At 73.4% G+C, this 14,933-nt stretch carries 14 protein-coding genes; 6 read left to right on the top strand and 8 right to left on the bottom strand.

The window, feature by feature from the left end; all coding sequences use genetic code 11:
* Positions 1–94: 94 nt before the first annotated feature.
* On the bottom strand, positions 95–1,474 hold the full coding sequence (locus ACFYM2_RS34530; RefSeq protein WP_388841808.1) for an FAD-dependent oxidoreductase: 1,380 nt from the start codon (positions 1,472–1,474) through the stop codon (positions 95–97).
* Positions 1,475–1,680: 206 nt separating this feature from the next.
* On the opposite strand from ACFYM2_RS34530, the gene hemG reads away from it, so the two are divergent.
* Together hemG and hemQ are read left to right on the top strand one after the other, a co-directional pair.
* Positions 1,681–3,111, top strand: coding sequence for a protoporphyrinogen oxidase (gene hemG, locus ACFYM2_RS34525; protein ID WP_388841805.1), 1,431 nt, complete (start codon positions 1,681–1,683; stop codon positions 3,109–3,111).
* Positions 3,112–3,115: 4 nt separating this feature from the next.
* Entirely contained in the window at positions 3,116–3,832 is a 717-nt protein-coding gene (hemQ, locus tag ACFYM2_RS34520; RefSeq protein WP_350233251.1) for a hydrogen peroxide-dependent heme synthase, read from the top strand.
* A 65-nt stretch (positions 3,833–3,897) separates the two neighbouring features.
* Here the strand turns inward: hemQ and ACFYM2_RS34515 are convergent, their stop codons facing one another.
* From ACFYM2_RS34515 to ACFYM2_RS34495, 5 genes are all read right to left on the bottom strand, one after another.
* Positions 3,898–5,496 (bottom strand): alpha/beta hydrolase, encoded by a 1,599-nt coding sequence (locus ACFYM2_RS34515; RefSeq protein WP_388841802.1) that lies wholly within the window; start codon positions 5,494–5,496, stop codon positions 3,898–3,900.
* Between the two features lie 106 nt (positions 5,497–5,602).
* The gene (locus ACFYM2_RS34510) at positions 5,603–6,361 is read right to left on the bottom strand and encodes a TIGR04222 domain-containing membrane protein (protein ID WP_388841799.1); all 759 of its coding nucleotides are present in this window, start codon (positions 6,359–6,361) and stop codon (positions 5,603–5,605) included.
* A 128-nt stretch (positions 6,362–6,489) separates the two neighbouring features.
* A complete protein-coding gene (locus ACFYM2_RS34505) occupies positions 6,490–7,824 on the bottom strand; it encodes a DUF692 domain-containing protein (RefSeq protein WP_359009012.1) in 1,335 nt (444 codons plus the stop codon).
* 83 nt (positions 7,825–7,907) lie between these two features.
* Positions 7,908–8,513 (bottom strand): DUF4142 domain-containing protein, encoded by a 606-nt coding sequence (locus ACFYM2_RS34500; RefSeq protein WP_388460463.1) that lies wholly within the window; start codon positions 8,511–8,513, stop codon positions 7,908–7,910.
* Positions 8,514–9,411: 898 nt separating this feature from the next.
* Complete coding sequence (locus ACFYM2_RS34495) at positions 9,412–10,161, bottom strand: aminoacyl-tRNA hydrolase (protein ID WP_388841796.1); 750 nt, start codon at positions 10,159–10,161, stop codon at positions 9,412–9,414.
* Between the two features lie 70 nt (positions 10,162–10,231).
* On the opposite strand from ACFYM2_RS34495, the gene ACFYM2_RS34490 reads away from it, so the two are divergent.
* From ACFYM2_RS34490 to ACFYM2_RS34480, 3 genes are read left to right on the top strand one after another with little or no spacing between them, the layout of a single operon-like run.
* Positions 10,232–10,909: an AIM24 family protein gene (locus tag ACFYM2_RS34490; protein ID WP_350233260.1), complete on the top strand. Its 678-nt coding sequence runs from the start codon at positions 10,232–10,234 to the stop codon at positions 10,907–10,909.
* The gene (locus tag ACFYM2_RS34485; RefSeq protein ID WP_388841814.1) at positions 10,906–11,742 is read left to right on the top strand and encodes an ATP-binding cassette domain-containing protein; all 837 of its coding nucleotides are present in this window, start codon (positions 10,906–10,908) and stop codon (positions 11,740–11,742) included. Before ACFYM2_RS34490 ends, ACFYM2_RS34485 begins: the two co-directional genes overlap by 4 nt.
* 5 nt (positions 11,743–11,747) lie before the next feature.
* Positions 11,748–12,416, top strand: coding sequence for an ABC transporter (locus ACFYM2_RS34480; protein ID WP_388841811.1), 669 nt, complete (start codon positions 11,748–11,750; stop codon positions 12,414–12,416).
* A 22-nt stretch (positions 12,417–12,438) separates the two neighbouring features.
* Here ACFYM2_RS34480 and ACFYM2_RS34475 read toward each other — a convergent pair whose 3' ends face one another.
* Positions 12,439–13,293: a polysaccharide deacetylase family protein gene (locus ACFYM2_RS34475; RefSeq protein WP_359008667.1), complete on the bottom strand. Its 855-nt coding sequence runs from the start codon at positions 13,291–13,293 to the stop codon at positions 12,439–12,441.
* Between the two features lie 320 nt (positions 13,294–13,613).
* Here ACFYM2_RS34475 and ACFYM2_RS34470 point away from each other — a divergent pair, with 320 nt between their 5' ends.
* On the top strand, positions 13,614–14,399 hold the full coding sequence (locus tag ACFYM2_RS34470) for a hypothetical protein (RefSeq protein WP_359008669.1): 786 nt from the start codon (positions 13,614–13,616) through the stop codon (positions 14,397–14,399).
* A gap of 65 nt (positions 14,400–14,464) precedes the next feature.
* On the opposite strand, the gene ACFYM2_RS34465 is transcribed toward ACFYM2_RS34470, so the two are convergent.
* The gene (locus ACFYM2_RS34465) at positions 14,465–14,890 is read right to left on the bottom strand and encodes an OsmC family protein (protein WP_359008671.1); all 426 of its coding nucleotides are present in this window, start codon (positions 14,888–14,890) and stop codon (positions 14,465–14,467) included.
* Positions 14,891–14,933 lie beyond the last annotated feature (43 nt).

The following is a 14,933-nucleotide window of genomic DNA, read 5'->3' as shown; positions in this document are numbered from 1 at the left end:
GATAGCGGAGCTATCGGGGCGATTCGGCAACGCCGCGAGGTGCCGTGCCAGACGCCGCGCCCCCGGCCATGGTCCACCAGACACCCCCTAGGCGCTACCCGGTGGCGCGCACGGCCGACACCGCCTTGCGCGCCGCCACCAGGACCGGGTCCCACACCGAGGAGAACGGCGGGGCGTACCCGAGGTCGAGCGCGGTCATCTGCTCCACCGTCATGCGGGCGGTCAGGGCGACGGCCGCGATGTCGATCCGCTTCGCCGCCCCGGCGCCGCCCACGATCTGCGTGCCGAGCAGCCGTCCGGTGCGCAGCTCGGCCAGCATCTTCACCGTCATCAAGGTCGCGCCCGGGTAGTAGCCCGCGACATTGGTGGACTCGATGCTCGCCGTGACGAACCGCAGTCCCTCCTCGCGGGCCTGGGCCTCGGTGAGCCCGGTGCGGGCGATCTCCGTGTCGCAGACCTTGGTGACGGCCGTGCCCACCACGCCCGGGAACGTGCCGTAGCCGCCGCCCACGTTGGAGCCGATGACCTGGCCCTGCTTGTTGGCGTGCGTGCCGAGCGCGATGTGACGGTGGCGGCCCGAGACCAGGTCGAGCACTTCCACGCAGTCGCCGCCCGCCCAGATGTTCTCGTGCCCGCGCACCCGCATCGCGGCGTCGGTGCGCAGGGCGCCCGAAGGGCCGAGCGGCAGACCGGCCGCGCGCGCGAGTTCCGTACGCGGAGCGACACCCAGGCCGAGCACCACCACGTCCGCCGGGTAGGTGGCCGACGCCGTCGCCACCGCGCGCACCCGGCCCGACTCATGGGTCAGCACCTCGGTGACCTCGGCGCCCGTCACCACCCGGATCCCGGAGCGCTCCATCGCCTCGGTCACCAGACGCCCCAGGTCCGGGTCGAGCGAGTTCATGGGCTGCTCCCCGCGCGTCACGAGCGTGACCTCGAAACCGCGCCCGAGCAGCGCCTCGGCCATCTCCACGCCGATGTAGCCGCCGCCCACCACCACCGCGCGCCGCTCCCCGCCCGCCGCCGCCAGGCTCTCCAGGAGCGCCCGCCCGTCGTCGATGGTCTGCGCCCCGTGCACGCCGGGAGCGTCGATGCCGGGCAGGTCCGGCCGGAGCGGACGCGCGCCGGTCGCGATGACGAGCTTGTCGTACGCGGTCCACTCCTCGGCGCCCGAGGCGAGATCGCGGGCCCTGACCCGGCGCCCGTCCACGTCGAGCTCGGTCACCTCCGTGCCCATCCGCAGATCGATCCCGCGCTCGCGGTGCTCCTTCGGCGTGCGGGCGATCAGGTCCTCGTGGCGCGGCACCGCGCCCCTCACCCAGTACGGGATCCCGCACGCGGAGTACGACGTGAAGCCCGAGCGCTCGAAGGCGACGATCTCCAGTTCGTCGGATGTCCTCAGCCTGCGGGCCTGCGAGGCCGCGGACATGCCCGCCGCGTCACCGCCGATGACCACCAGTCGCTCCGCCGCCATGGGTGCTGCCTCCGCTCGTGAGGGTCCGCTTGTCCTGATCACGATACGTATCGCGGGGGCGAGGCATTCCCGGCCGCTCGGGAGCCGGTCGGGTGTTGGCCGACGGCCGTGCCCAACTGGCCTCAGAAACAGGTGAGTTGATCGACGCTCGGGCACGCGCCGGGGCTCGTTCCGGCCGGTGGGCGCCAGAATGAGACAGTGGAGGCATGGACAACGCCCCCGACCGCACCCCGCACGTCGTCGTCGTCGGCGGCGGCATCTCCGGCCTCGCCGCCGCCCACCGGCTGCTCGCCGCCGGCGTCCGGGTGACCGTGCTCGAAGGCAGCGCGGTGCTCGGCGGCAAGTTGCTGTCCGGTGAGATCGAGGGCGCGCCCGTCGACCTGGGGGCCGAGTCGATGCTGGCCCGGCGCCCCGAGGGCCTGGAGCTCGCCCGCGCGGTCGGGCTCGGCGACCGGATCCAGGCACCCGCCGCGGCGAACGCCGCCCTGTGGACCCGGGGTGCCCTGCGGCCGATGCCCAAAGGACATGTCATGGGCGTACCCGCGCGGCCCGACACCCTGCACGACGTCCTGTCCGCCGAGGGCCTGGCCCGCGTGGCGCGCGACCGCGACCTGCCGGCCACCGAGGTCGGCGAGGACATCGGCGTCGGCGAGTTCGTCGCCCGGCGGGTCGGCCGCGAGGTCGTCGACCGGCTGGTGGAGCCGCTGCTCGGTGGTGTGTACGCGGGCGACGCCTACCGGATCTCGATGCGGGCCGCCGTGCCCCAGCTCTTCGAGGCGGCCCGCACCCACGGCTCGCTCCTCGACGGCGTGCGGGACATCCAGGCGAAGGCCGCCGCCCAGCAGCGCGGCGGCCCGGTCTTCGCGGGCCTGGACGGCGGCATGGGCACCCTGCCGCTCGCGGTCGCCGACGCCGTACGCGCCCAGGGCGGCGAGATCCGCACCGAGACCCCGGTGCTCGGCCTGACCAGGACCGCCGACGGCTGGCGCGTCCGTACCGACAGCGGGCTCATCGACGCCGACGGCGTGATCCTCTCCATCCCCGCCTGGTCCGCCGCGACCCTGCTCGCCGACGCGTCGCGGGCCGCGGCCGCCGAACTCGCCGAGGTCGAGTACGCCTCGATGGCCCTGGTCACCCTCGCCTTCCGGCGCGCGGACCTCGCGGGCCTCGAAGAGCGCTCCGGGTTCCTCGTGCCGCCGGTGGACGGGCGCACCATCAAGGCCTCCACCTTCTCCACGCACAAGTGGAGTTGGGTCAAGGAGCGCGGCCAGGACCTGTTCGTGCTGCGGACCTCGATCGGACGCTACGGCGACGAACGCCACCTGGACTGGGACGACGCCGACCTCGTGGACGTCTCGCTCGGTGACCTCGGCGACGCCGTGGGCCTCGCCGCGAAGCCCGTCGCCACCACCGTCAACCGCTGGATCGGCGGCCTTCCGCAGTACCCGGTGGGCCATCTGGCCAAGGTCGCGCGCATCCGCGCGGCCGTCGCCGAGCTGCCAGGACTGCGGGTGTGCGGCGCCGTCTACGACGGCGTGGGCATTCCCGCGTGCGTCGCGAGCGCCCGGCGCGCGGCGGACGAGATCATCGCCACGTCGACCCCGGCGCGGAACACCCAGTGGGACGCGGGACAATAGCCACATGAGTGCTGCTCCGGAAAAGATTCCCAACGCGGGGAAGAAGGCGAAGGACCTCAACGAGGTCATCCGCTACACCCTGTGGTCTGTCTTCAAGCTGCGCGACGTCCTGCCCGAAGACCGCGCCGGCTACGCCGACGAGGTCCAGGAGCTGTTCGACCAGCTCGCCGCCAAGGACGTCACCGTCCGAGGCACCTACGACCTGTCGGGTCTGCGCGCGGACGCCGACATCATGATCTGGTGGCACGCGGAGACCTCCGACGAGCTCCAGGGCGCCTACAACCTGTTCCGCCGCACCAAGCTGGGCCGCGCGCTCGAACCGGTGTGGTCGAACATGGCGCTGCACCGGCCCGCGGAGTTCAACAAGGCGCACATCCCGGCGTTCCTCGCCGACGAGCACGCCCGCGACTACGTCTCGGTGTACCCGTTCGTGCGCTCCTACGACTGGTACCTGCTGCCGGACGAGGACCGCCGCCGCATGCTCGCCGACCACGGCAAGATGGCCCGTGGCTACCCCGATGTGCGGGCCAACACGGTCGCCTCGTTCTCGCTCGGCGACTACGAGTGGCTGCTCGCCTTCGAGGCCGACGAGCTGCACCGCATCGTCGACCTGATGCGTCACCTGCGTGCCTCCGAGGCCCGTATGCACGTCCGCGAGGAAGTCCCGTTCTACACGGGACGCCGCAAGAGCGTCGCCGACCTCGTCGCGGGCCTCGCCTAGCAAGACCAGGTGAGAGGGGGCCCGCGCCACACGAGCGGACCCCCTCTCACCCCTGACCCGGAAGATCAGAGAGCGTACGGCACATGCCGCGGCCTGCCGGCCGCCCGCTCGTCCAGCGACACCGGGTTCGGCTCCGGGTGCGGCGCGCACGCAGCGCGCCGCACCGGCGTCCGACCGTTCAGCAAGTAGTCCTCCAGGTAGCCGTTCACGCAGGCGTTCGCGCCACCCGCCAGACCGTGCGTGCCGGCCTTCTTCTCCGTGATGAGCACCGAGCCGGGCAGCCGCCGCTGGAGCTCCAGGGCCCCCGGGTACGGCGTCGCCGCGTCCCGCTCGGCCGCCAGGATCAGCGTCGGCGGCAGCGCCCCCTTCGCGGCCCGCACGTCCACCGGCCGCTGCTGGGGGACCGGCCAGTAGGCGCACGGCAGGTTCATCCACACGTTGTCCCACGTCTCGAACGGCGCGACCCTCGCGAGCGCGGTGTTGTCGCGGTCCCAGGTCGCGAAGTCCCTCGGCCACGCCGCGTCGTTGCACTCCACGGCCGTGTAGACGGCGTTGCCGTTCTCGTCATCGCGCGCCGACTGAGGCCGTGGCGAGGCCTGTTGGACCAGCGGCTTCGGATTGCCCTTGAGGTACTGCGACAGGGCGGTGGCCCGGCTCGCCCAGTAGTCGTCGTAGTAACCGGCCTTGAGGAACGAGGCCTGCAACTGGGCGGGCCCCACCGTGCCGCCCGCCGGTTCCCGGGTCACCCGGTCCCGCACCTTCTCGTAGCTCTCCAGGACGTCGTCGGCGCTCGTGCCCAGGTGGTAGACGTCGTCGTGTTTGGCGACCCAGACGCGGAAGTCCTCCCAGCGCCGCTCGAAGGCCAGCGACTGTTCGAGGTTGCTGCGGTACCAGATCTGGTCCGGGTCGGGATCGACCGCAGAGTCGAAGACCATCCGGCGGATGTGGGAGGGGAAGAGCGTCGCGTACACCGCCCCGAAGTAGGTGCCGTACGAGGCGCCCATGAACGTCAGTTTCCGCTCGCCGAGCGCGGCCCGCAGCACGTCCAGGTCACGGGCGTTGTTGATGCTGGTGTAGAAGCGCAGCGCGTCCTTGGCGTTGCGCGCACAGCCCTCGGCGTACGCCTTGGCCTGCGCGATCCGTTCCCGCTTGAACGACGCGGAGGGGTCGGGGGGCGACTGGGTGGGGGCCTTGGCGAACTCGGCCGGGTCCTGGCAGGACAGGGGCGCCGAACGGGCCACGCCGCGCGGGGAGTAGCCGACGAGGTCGTACGCGCCGGCGAGCCGCTTCCACTCGGGCATGCCCGCCACCATGGGGAAGAACATGCTGGACGCGCCGGGTCCGCCCGGGTTGTAGACGAGCGCGCCCTGGCGCTCGGCGGGTTTGCCTGTGGCCTTGGACCTGCTGACCGTCAGGGCGATCTGAGGGCCCGTCGGACGCGCGTAGTCGAGCGGGACGTCGACGGTGGCGCACTGGATGCTCGGGGGCAGCGACTCCGCCTCGGGGCAGCGGCCGAAGGAGACCGGGGCGGCGGCCGCGCGCTGAGCCGCCGCCTCGACGCCCCGCGCCTCGGCGGTCGCCGGGCCGGCGCTGCCCGCGGGGGCGGCGATGAGGGCGGAAAGGACGAGGGAACCCAGGGTTCCGTACAGCGCTACAGCTCTCATCGCCGGTACATCCCTTTCGTGCTGCCGTACTACGGACGTACATACAGATCAAAAGGGGATACTGCGGACGAGTGGAAGTAAAGCAGCAGGGCCGCGCCGGACGCGGTCATTGACTCCGATGCGTGAAGCGGCCGCTCGACAGGGCGCTGCGCAGCTGGGGATCGTCCACCGCCCTCAGGCCGCGCACGGCGAGCGCGGTGAGGGGATCACCCGCCGGGTCGAGACCGCCGAGCAGCCGCTGGCCGTCGGGCGATGCCCAGCGGGTGTAGGGGTGGACCTCCAGGCGGGCGATGGCCAGACAGCCCAGCGTGAGGACCAGGGGGAGCGCGAACCACGCGGCGATCTCGGCCCGCCCGGTGTCCCCTTCACCCGGCGTGAGCAGCGCGGCCAGGGCCAGCGCCGCGATGAGCAACGCCGCGCCGCGCACCGCCCGCACCGAGGAGCTGACCCCCGACCGCACGGCGTCGGGTACGGCGAGGCCCGCGCCGGCCAGCCGGTCGGCGAGCGCGCGCACCGCGTCGGCCGCCGCCGTGCCCGACCGGATGGCCGCGATCCGCTCCTGGCCGCCGGGCCCGATCGCGGTCAGCACGGAGCGCTCCAGGTCGTCGCGGCCCTCGGGATCGACGACGGTGGCCCAGCCGGTGTGCGCGAGCAGCAGTCTGCGGGCGCGGTGCATGGAGACGAGGGTGAGATCGGCGACCCGGTAGGGACCGCCCGCCAGGAACGCCGCCTCGTAGCAGGACAGGCCCTGGTCCTGCTCCGGGCGCGGCTGCGGGCGCGCGGCGGCCACGGCGGCGAGGCAGAGCCGGCCACAGGACAACCCGGCCGCGACGATCGCCGGCAGAAGGAAGAGGACCCAGAACATGGCCGAGTTCTATGCGAAGTCGCCGTCCGGCCGCCACGGGTTGTCCACAATCTGGACGTCCGGTTATCGCTTCGTTACGGGGAGTGGGTACGGGAGTTGGCACCCGCGCCCATCCCGGCTCGGCGCTTTCAGGCGGCCCGGGTCAACGTGCGCAGCAGGCGCGCCGTACGGCCCGGCGGTCGCGCCCCGGCCCGGTCCTTGTACCAGCGCTCCAGTGCCCGGCGCGAGCCCGGATCGGCGGGCGGCGCCGTGTCCAGCAGGAACCGGGCGAAGTCCAGGGCGTCCTGGCGGTACCCGGCCCGCATCGGACGGGAGGCGGCGTACGAGGAGAACGCTTCCCGGTAGTCGTCACCGATGAGTTCCGCGAGCTCGGGCGCTACTTTGGCCACCACGTCGGCGCGCTTGGCCACGAGCGCGCGGGCCTGCACCCGCAGGCGCCGTCCGTCGAACCCGGCGGGCGCGGGGGTGCCGGCGGTGAGTGAGGAGAGCAGGGCGGTTTCGGCGAGGGCGACGCGCTCGCGCGCACGGTCGGTCTGTGACGGGTCCGGGGTGCCCGGGGCGCCCGAGGTGCCCGGGGTGTCCGGGTGGTCCGGCAGAGGGCTCCACCGGGCCGGCCCGCCCGGGGCTGGGGTCGCCGCCGTGGCCGCCTTCAACGTGGCCCGGATCGAGCCGAGTTCGCCCGCCAGCTCATCGGCGGGCGGGAACGCCTCGTCCCGCTCCAGGAGTACGCCGGGCGGCGCGACGCGCGCGGCGAGTTCGGCCAGGACGTCCAGGACCGGCCGGGTCACGGGGTGGGCGTGCGTGTCGTGCCACACCCCGTCCCGCTCGACGCCGCCCGCGACATGCACGTACGCGATCGCCTCCAGGGGCAGCGCGTCCAGGGTCTTCACGGGGTCCTCGCCCCGGTTGACGTGGTTGGTGTGGAGGTTGGCCACGTCGATGAGGAGGCCGACCCCCGTACGTTCGACGAGCTCGGCCAGGAACTGACCCTCCGTCAACTCCTCGTCCGGCCAGCCGATGAGCGCGGCTATGTTCTCCAGGGCCAGCGGCACGGGCAGCGAGTCCTGTGCGACGCGGACGTTCTCGCACAGCACGCGCAGGGCGTCCCGGGTGCGTGGAACCGGAAGGAGGTGGCCCGCCTCCAGGCGCGGCGACGCGGTCAGCTCGCCGCCCGCGCGTACGAACGCGATGTGCTCGGTCACGAGCGGGGCGCCGAGCGCGTCGGCCCGGGCCGCGAGCTCGGCCAGGCGCCGAGGGTCGGGCCGGTCGGCGCCGCCGAGGCCGAGGGAGACCCCGTGCGGCACGACGGTGACGCCGCGCTCGCGCAGCCGTACCAGCGAGTCGGGAAGGTGACCGGGGCAGATGTTCTCCGCGACCGCCTCGACCCACTCGATGCCGGCCAGGCCCTCCACCGCCTCGGCGATGTCGGGCCGCCAGCCGATGCCGATGCCCAAGTGCTTCATGGACAGGTCATGGCCCAGGGGCGGGGCGGTGAACCCTGGGCGGGCACGTTCAGAGCTCGATTTGAGGTTGGCGCCGGCCCGGCTCAGGGGGAGGTGGCCAGCGCGTCGAAGTCCACCAGGCCCGTCGCCTCCAGCATCGTCATGTGATCGAGCACGGTGTTGTTGGCGTCGGTGGCCAGGTCGCGGATGAGCGAGTTGCGGGTGTTGGCCCGGACGAGGGCGACCAGGGCGAACACCTTGCCGTGCGAGGCCCGGATCAGGTTGGCGAACTTGACCTCGTAGTCACGCCCCGAGGCCGCCGTCAACTCCCGCAGCCAGCCCTGCTGCTGGGCGGTGGGCTGGGTCGGCAGCACGATGCCGAGTTTGGACGCGACGTCTCGGGCGTGCTGGTCGAGTGCGGCGTGGCCCATCACCAGGTGGTCGCCGGCCGCCTTGATCGCGGTGCTCGGCGCGCGCTGCTGCGCCTGCTGCCCGGCCGGGCCCTCCCACAGCCCGGCCAGGCGCACCTTGTTCAGGAAGTCCCGGTCCATCGCGGACAGCGGGCCCCAGGCGGTGGGCGTGGAGGCGGAGTTGAGGTCGGCCTGCGGGGTTCCGGAGCGGTCGGCGTAGGACCAGACGGGGAAGGCGAGTGCGGCGATGGTGGTGACGAGTACCGCGATGAGGAGGCCTGTGCCGTTGAGGCGGCGCAGGGCGAAGCGACGGGGGCGGGTGGTTGCACGCGACAAGGTGCCTCCCGGGGTGGTCGGCTGGGTCCCCCCGACATACGCACGCGAGGCCCCCGGCGTTCACCCAAAGGGACCGAGGTCGCCAGCGCGGGCCGGCGTCAGCCCCGCCAGGGGCGCGGGAACTGCGCGAGGAGCGCCCACGGCCCGCAGCCGGGGTCCCTGGGGCTCCGCCCCAGACCCCGTTCGGCCTGAACGGCCTCGTCCTCAATCGCCGGACGGGCTGGGTATGTCCATGCGGGCCAGGGCCGAGTGGTCAGGGGCGCGGGGAACTGCGCGAGGAGCGCCCACGGTCCGCAGTCGAGCTCCCTGGGGCTCCGCCCCAGACCCCGTTCGCGCCTAAAGGGCGCTCGTCCTCAAACGCCGGACGGGCTGACTATGCCCATGTGGGCCAGCACAGGATGCTCAGGGGCGCGGGGAACTGCGCGCCCAGCCACCTGCGGTCGGCAGCCGGGACCCCTGGGACCCCCATGACGGGCTGGGTACGCCCATGTGGGCCAGCACGAGCCCTGCCAGGGGCGCGGGGAACTGCGCGAGGAGCGCCCACGGTCCGCAGTCGAGCTCCCTGGGGCTCCGCCCCAGACCCCGTTCGCGCCTAGAGGGCGCTCGTCCTCAAACGCCGGACGGGCTGACTATGCCCATGCGGGCCAGCACAGGATGCTCAGGGGCGCGGGGAACTGCGCGCCCAGCCACCTGCGGTCGGCAGCCGGGACCCCTGGGACCCCCCATGACGGGCTGGGTACGCCCATGTGGGCCAGCACGAGCCCTGCCAGGGGCGCGGGGAACTGCGCGAGCAACCACGCACGGCCCGCACGGAGAAGTCCACCGGTCCCTACCGGGCGGTCAGCGCAGCCGGGGCCGGGGGTCAGGGGCGGGGGAGGCGGGTGCGTAGGGCTGGGTGGTCGGATACCACCGTGCAGGAACCCGGCGCGATCTCCGTGAAGCCCGCGTCCCGGACCACCGGCAACCCGCTGCCGACCAGCGCGGACCAGACCTCCGCATCGGCGACGCGCACCGCGAGTGCGAAGCCCGCGTCACGCCAGGCCGCCCGCTCGCCCTCGCTGAGCTCCCACCACGCCAACTGCGCCCCGTGCCCCGCCTGCGCCATCGCCTTGCCCGCCGACATGCCGAGTTCGGGGTTGAGCCAGAGCACGGGCGTGAGCGGACCGGGCACATCCGGCGGGGCCGGGTCGTCCAGGTCGGTACCCGACACCTGGAGTTTGACCAGCTCCTTGGGCCAGCCGTCCAGCGGCACCGGCGGGAAGACGCGTACCTCCGCCGCCTTGCCCGTCACCGCGATCCCCGGCAGCGCCGAGGCCTTGCGCCACTCGGCGCCCCGGGCCCGGCGCACCACCTTGCGGATCCGCGCGTCCTGCCAATCCCGCATGACCCGTGCCCACTCGCCCTCGTCGGGCCCCTCGCCGAGCGACCGCTCGTCGGCGAGCATCATGAGCACCGCGCGGGCCGCCGTCTCCAGCGCGTCGGTGCGCGCCGGGGGCTCGGCCTTCTCGATGCGGACGACGAGCGGCAGCACGAACTGCGGCGCCTCGTCGCGCGGGGACAGGTCCTGAAAGGGGCCCTCGGAAGGCGTGTTCTGGGTGTTCTGGATGCTCACGCCACCAGTCTGCCAGCCGCCGAACCGGTGATTCTTGGCGGAATGAATCGTTCCGGGACAGGATGCGCCCATGAAGAGCGACCTTTTTGCCATGGAGAACATGGCGCAGCCCGCCAGCGCCGCCGGTATGACCCTGGAGAACGCCAAATCGATCAAGTACGCCGTCAACGGCGAGATGCTGGCGCGCCAGGGCGCGATGATCGCCTACCGGGGCAATCTGCAATTCGAGCGGCGCGGCCAGGGCATAGGCGGCATGCTCAAGCGGGCCGTGACCGGCGAGGGTCTGCCTCTGATGGCGGTCAGCGGCCAGGGCGAGGCCTGGTTCGCGCACGAGGCGCAGAACTGCTTCATCGTCGACATCGAGCCGGGTGACGCGCTGACGATCAACGGCCGCAACGTCCTGTGCTTCGACTCCTCGCTCGGCTACGAGATCAAGACGGTCAAGGGCTCGGGCATCGCCGGCGGAGGCCTCTTCAACAGCGTCTTCACCGGCCAGGGCCGCCTCGGCCTGATGTGTGAGGGCAACCCGCTGGTCATCCCGGTCTCCCCGCAGATGCCGGTCTACGTCGACACCGACGCGGTGGTCGGCTGGACCGCGAACCTCCAGACCTCCCTGCACCGTTCGCAGTCCATCGGCTCGATGCTGCGCGGCGGTTCCGGCGAGGCAGTCCAGCTGATGCTCCAGGGCGAGGGCTACGTCATCGTCCGGCCGAGCGAGGCGACGCCGCAGAAGGCGCAGCAGCACTGAACACCACACGCGCGCTGCGGGACGTGGGCCGCCGGTACTCCCTCGGCGGCCCCTGGGTCCTGCGCGGCGTGGACCTCGATCTGCCCGAGGGCGCCCTGGTCCGGATCGAAGGCGCCAACGGCACCGGAAAATCAACCCTGTTGAGGCTCGTCGCGGGCATCGACGCACCGACCGAGGGCCGCGTCACCGGCCGCCCGCGCACCGCCTACGTCCCCGAACGCTTCCCCGGCGCCCTGCCCTTCACGGCCGCCGGCTACCTCGCCCACCTCGGCCGCGTCCACGGCCTCGACCGCCGCACGGCGAAGGAACGGGCCGGCCGCTGGCTCGAACGGTTCGGCGCCGCACCGTACGCCACGACCCCGCTGGCGCAGCTGTCCAAGGGCACGAGCCAGAAGGTCGCCGTGGCCCAGGCGCTGCTCGCCGAGCCCGCTCTCCTCGTCCTGGACGAGGCGTGGACGGGCCTTGACACCGGCGCCCGCGCCGAGCTGGAGCGCGCGGTGCGCGAGCGCGTGGCGGCGGGCGCGACGGTCGTCCTCGTCGACCACGACCCGAGGCGGCTCGCGGACCGCGAGGACGCGCGGTACGCGCTCGAAGGCGCCAGCCTGCGCCCCGTCCCCGTGGCCCGCACCGGCCCCCGCGCTCCGGCGGCCTCCGTCCTGATCGACATCGTCGGAACCGGGCCGCTGCCACAACTCCCGTACGCGGCGCAGGAGTTGAGGTCGGGTGACGGCGCGAGCACCCTGCGCGTGCCGGCCGACCGCTCCGACGACGTACTGCGCGCCCTGCTCGCCGCGCGTCCGCCCTGGCACATCCAAGGAGTGCGCCGCACGTGAACCCGCTGGTCCCGCTCGTCCGCTACCAGAGCGCGCTGCTCATGCGCTCCCAGCGCTGGCTCGCCCCCGTCGTCCTGTACGCGGCCTTCCTCGGTGTCGGCGTCCGGGCCGGCGATCCGGTCCTCGACTCGATGGGGTACGCCGACGCCGGGCTGCTCCCGGTGGCGGCGTGGCTCGTCCGCGTCTGCGTCACCCAGGAACCCGAGGCCGCCCGGGCCTTGGCCGCCGCTGCCGCCGGCCCCGGCCGCGTCCACCTGGCCTCGCTGCTCTCCGCGACGGCGTCGGCCGCGCTGCTCGGCCTGGCGGGCACGGCGTACGTGGCCGCCGTCTGCGATTTCGCCACGGGGGATCACGCGACAGCGGTGCCGCTGGGTTCCGCGCTCGTGGCGGGGCTGCTCGCGGCCGCGGCCTGTGTGCTGACCGGCGCCGCGGTCGGCGCGCTCGGCAGCCGGCCGGTGGTGCGCGGGCGGGGCTGGTCGCTCGCGGTCACCGCGCCGGCCGCGCTGCTCGCCCTGGTCCTCACGCCGTCGCCCGCCAAGTACGCGGTGTCGGGCCTGGTCACCGGCGCGCGGACCGGCGCCGTGCACCCGGCGCTGCTGCCGTTCACCGCCGCGCTCGTGCTCGCGGGGGCGGTGGCGGCCGGGGTGTGCGCGCTCGGCTCGCGGCGCCGCTGAGCGATCCGGGCGGTGGCCCGCCTCAGCGGTGGACGGCGCCCCGGATCAGGTCGGAGACCTTCACGAAGCGGTAGCCGCGCTTGCGCAGTTCGGGCACGATGCGCTGGAGCGCCGTGTCGGTGACCGGGGCCGCGCTGCGCGTGCAGTGCATGACCACGAGCGACCCGGGCTTGACTCCCGCGAGAACCTGGTCGGCCACCGCGTCGGCGTCCTTGGCGAAGGCGTCCCCGCTCACCACGTCCCACTGGACGGCGGTCATCCGCAGCGGGGCCAGCGTGCGCAGCACCTCGTCGTTGTAGCAGCCGCCGGGGAAGCGGAAGTACGGCACGGTATTGCGGACTCCGGCCTTCTTGAACTGGGCCGTCGCCTTCTCCACGTCCTCGCGCATCCGGCCCTTGTCGACCACGGGCAGCCCGTAGCAGTCGGATTTGAACGCGTAGTGGCTGTAGGAGTGGTTGCCGACCTCGAAGTTCGGGTCCGCCCCGATCGCGCGCGCCTCGGCCGGGTACTCCTGGGCCCAGCGCCCGGTCATGAACACCGTGGCCGGCACCTTCAGGCGCCGCAGGTCGGCGATGAGCGCGGGGTTGTCGAAGTGCTCGCCCGCGGCCGCGCGCGGGCCCTGGTCGGCGGTCATGTCGGCGTCGAAGGTGAGCGCGACGACCTTCTCGCCCCCCGGGCCCTCGGGGCGCCGTTCGAAGACCGGGGTGAGGCCGCCGGGGCCGGGGGCCATGGTCGGGACGCCCACCGCCGGCGCGGCCGCGCCCGGGGGCGCCGTATTCGCGCTCCTGGGCGGGACCGAGGCGGGGTCGGTCCCGCACCCCGCGAGCGACGCGCCGAGCAGGGCAACCGCGAGCAGTTTTCGCACAGGAATAGTCACATTCGGAACGTATCCGGTCGTATAGCGCTATTTGTTGACGTCGCCCGCGCCATGCCGGAGATTCCGGCCAATGCCGCACAGGTACGGTCCCGGGCTCGCCCCCCACGCTGGGGACGGCGGGCAGTCCCCGCGCCGGGTCCCGGGGCGGGCGCGCCCCGGCCCCCATCCCCGCGCCGGACCCTGAGCCCTGCCCCAACCCCCGCAGCCACGCGACGACGCGCTCGATCCACCCGCGCGGACTAGGCTCGTTCCATAACGGAACGCGCGCCCGAACACCCCCTCGCGCGGGCGGGGCGCGTTCACGCCCCCAGGGAGGCGATGTGTCCGGATCCCGTACCGCGGCGTGCGCGACGGTCTGCGCGGCCGCCGTCGTGGCCACCCTCGCCGGCGCGGCCACCGCGCGCGCCGACGACACCGGCTCGCTCACCGCCCAGCAGATTTCCCAGCGCTCGCGCGACGCCCTGCTCGGCGCCACCTCGCTGCACATGCGGGCCACGGGCGCGTTCGGCGGCTCCCAGGGCGGCGCCCCGACCGCCTCGAACGCCCCGACCTCGTTCGATCTCACCCTGGACCGGGCGGGCAACTGCCGGGGTTCGGTGGACCTCGGCCCGCGCGGCTCGGTCCAGATCGTGAAGCGGGGCCATGACGTCTGGCTGAAACCGGACGCGGCGTTCTGGAAGAGCCAGGTGCCCGGCCGCGGCGCCGCCCTGGCCTCACTCGTCGGCAACCGCTACCTCAAGGGCACCACCGACGACCCGGTCCTGCGCGAGACCACCGACGTGTGCGACCTCGACACCTTCCGGCAGTCCATCAGCGGCGCCACCCAGCAGCCGGCCACGGGACTCGCCAAGGGGAAGCCGGCCAAGGTGGACGGCACCGAGGTCATCCCCGTCACCGGCACCCAGCAGGGCCGCACCGTCACGCTCGACGTGGCCGCGACCGGCAAGCCCTACCCCGTGCGGATCAGCATCGCCCAGCGGGGCGCCAAGAACCCGGAGGCGACCCTGCGGTTCGACGGCTTCGACAAGCCGGTGCCGGCCGCGACCCCCTCAGCCGCCCAGTCCCTCGACATCTCGGGCCTCGCGGGCACGAGCCAGGCATCCTGATCCGGGCGGCGCGTTCCCCCTCGTACCGCACAGGGGGGAACGCGGCGCGGTCACGCCGGGGTGGCTCAGGCGAGTTCGGCGCTCAGCGTGATCGTGGTGCCCGAGAGGGCCTGGCTGACCGGGCAGTTCTTCTTGGCGTCCTCGGCGGCCGCCCGGAAGCCGTCCTCGTCGAGGCCGGGGACCTCGCCGCGCACGGTGAGGTGGATGCCGGTGATGCCCTCGCCGGGCTGGAAGCTCACGTCGGCCTTCGTCTCAAGACGGGTGGGCGGGGTGCCCGCGCCGGTCAGACCGTGCGAGAGGGCCATCGAGAAGCAGCTGGAGTGGGCCGCCGCGATCAGCTCCTCGGGGCTCGTCCTGCCATTGGCCTGCTCGGCGCGGGACGGCCAGGAGACCGGCTGCGAGCCGATGCCCGATGAGTCGAAGCTGACGGTGCCGGAGCCCTTGAGGAGCTCGCCTTCCCAGACCGTGTGCGCCGTGCGCGTGGTCGCCATGATGTTTCCCTTCTGTGGCCGAGGGGGCGGTGGACGGATGCGA

This window comes from Streptomyces sp. NPDC006711, assembly GCF_042869775.1.
Classification (GTDB): Bacteria; Actinomycetota; Actinomycetes; order Streptomycetales; family Streptomycetaceae; genus Streptomyces.
The sequence above is the reverse complement of the archived record's forward strand: the minus strand, read 5'-3'. Positions and strand labels throughout refer to the sequence as shown.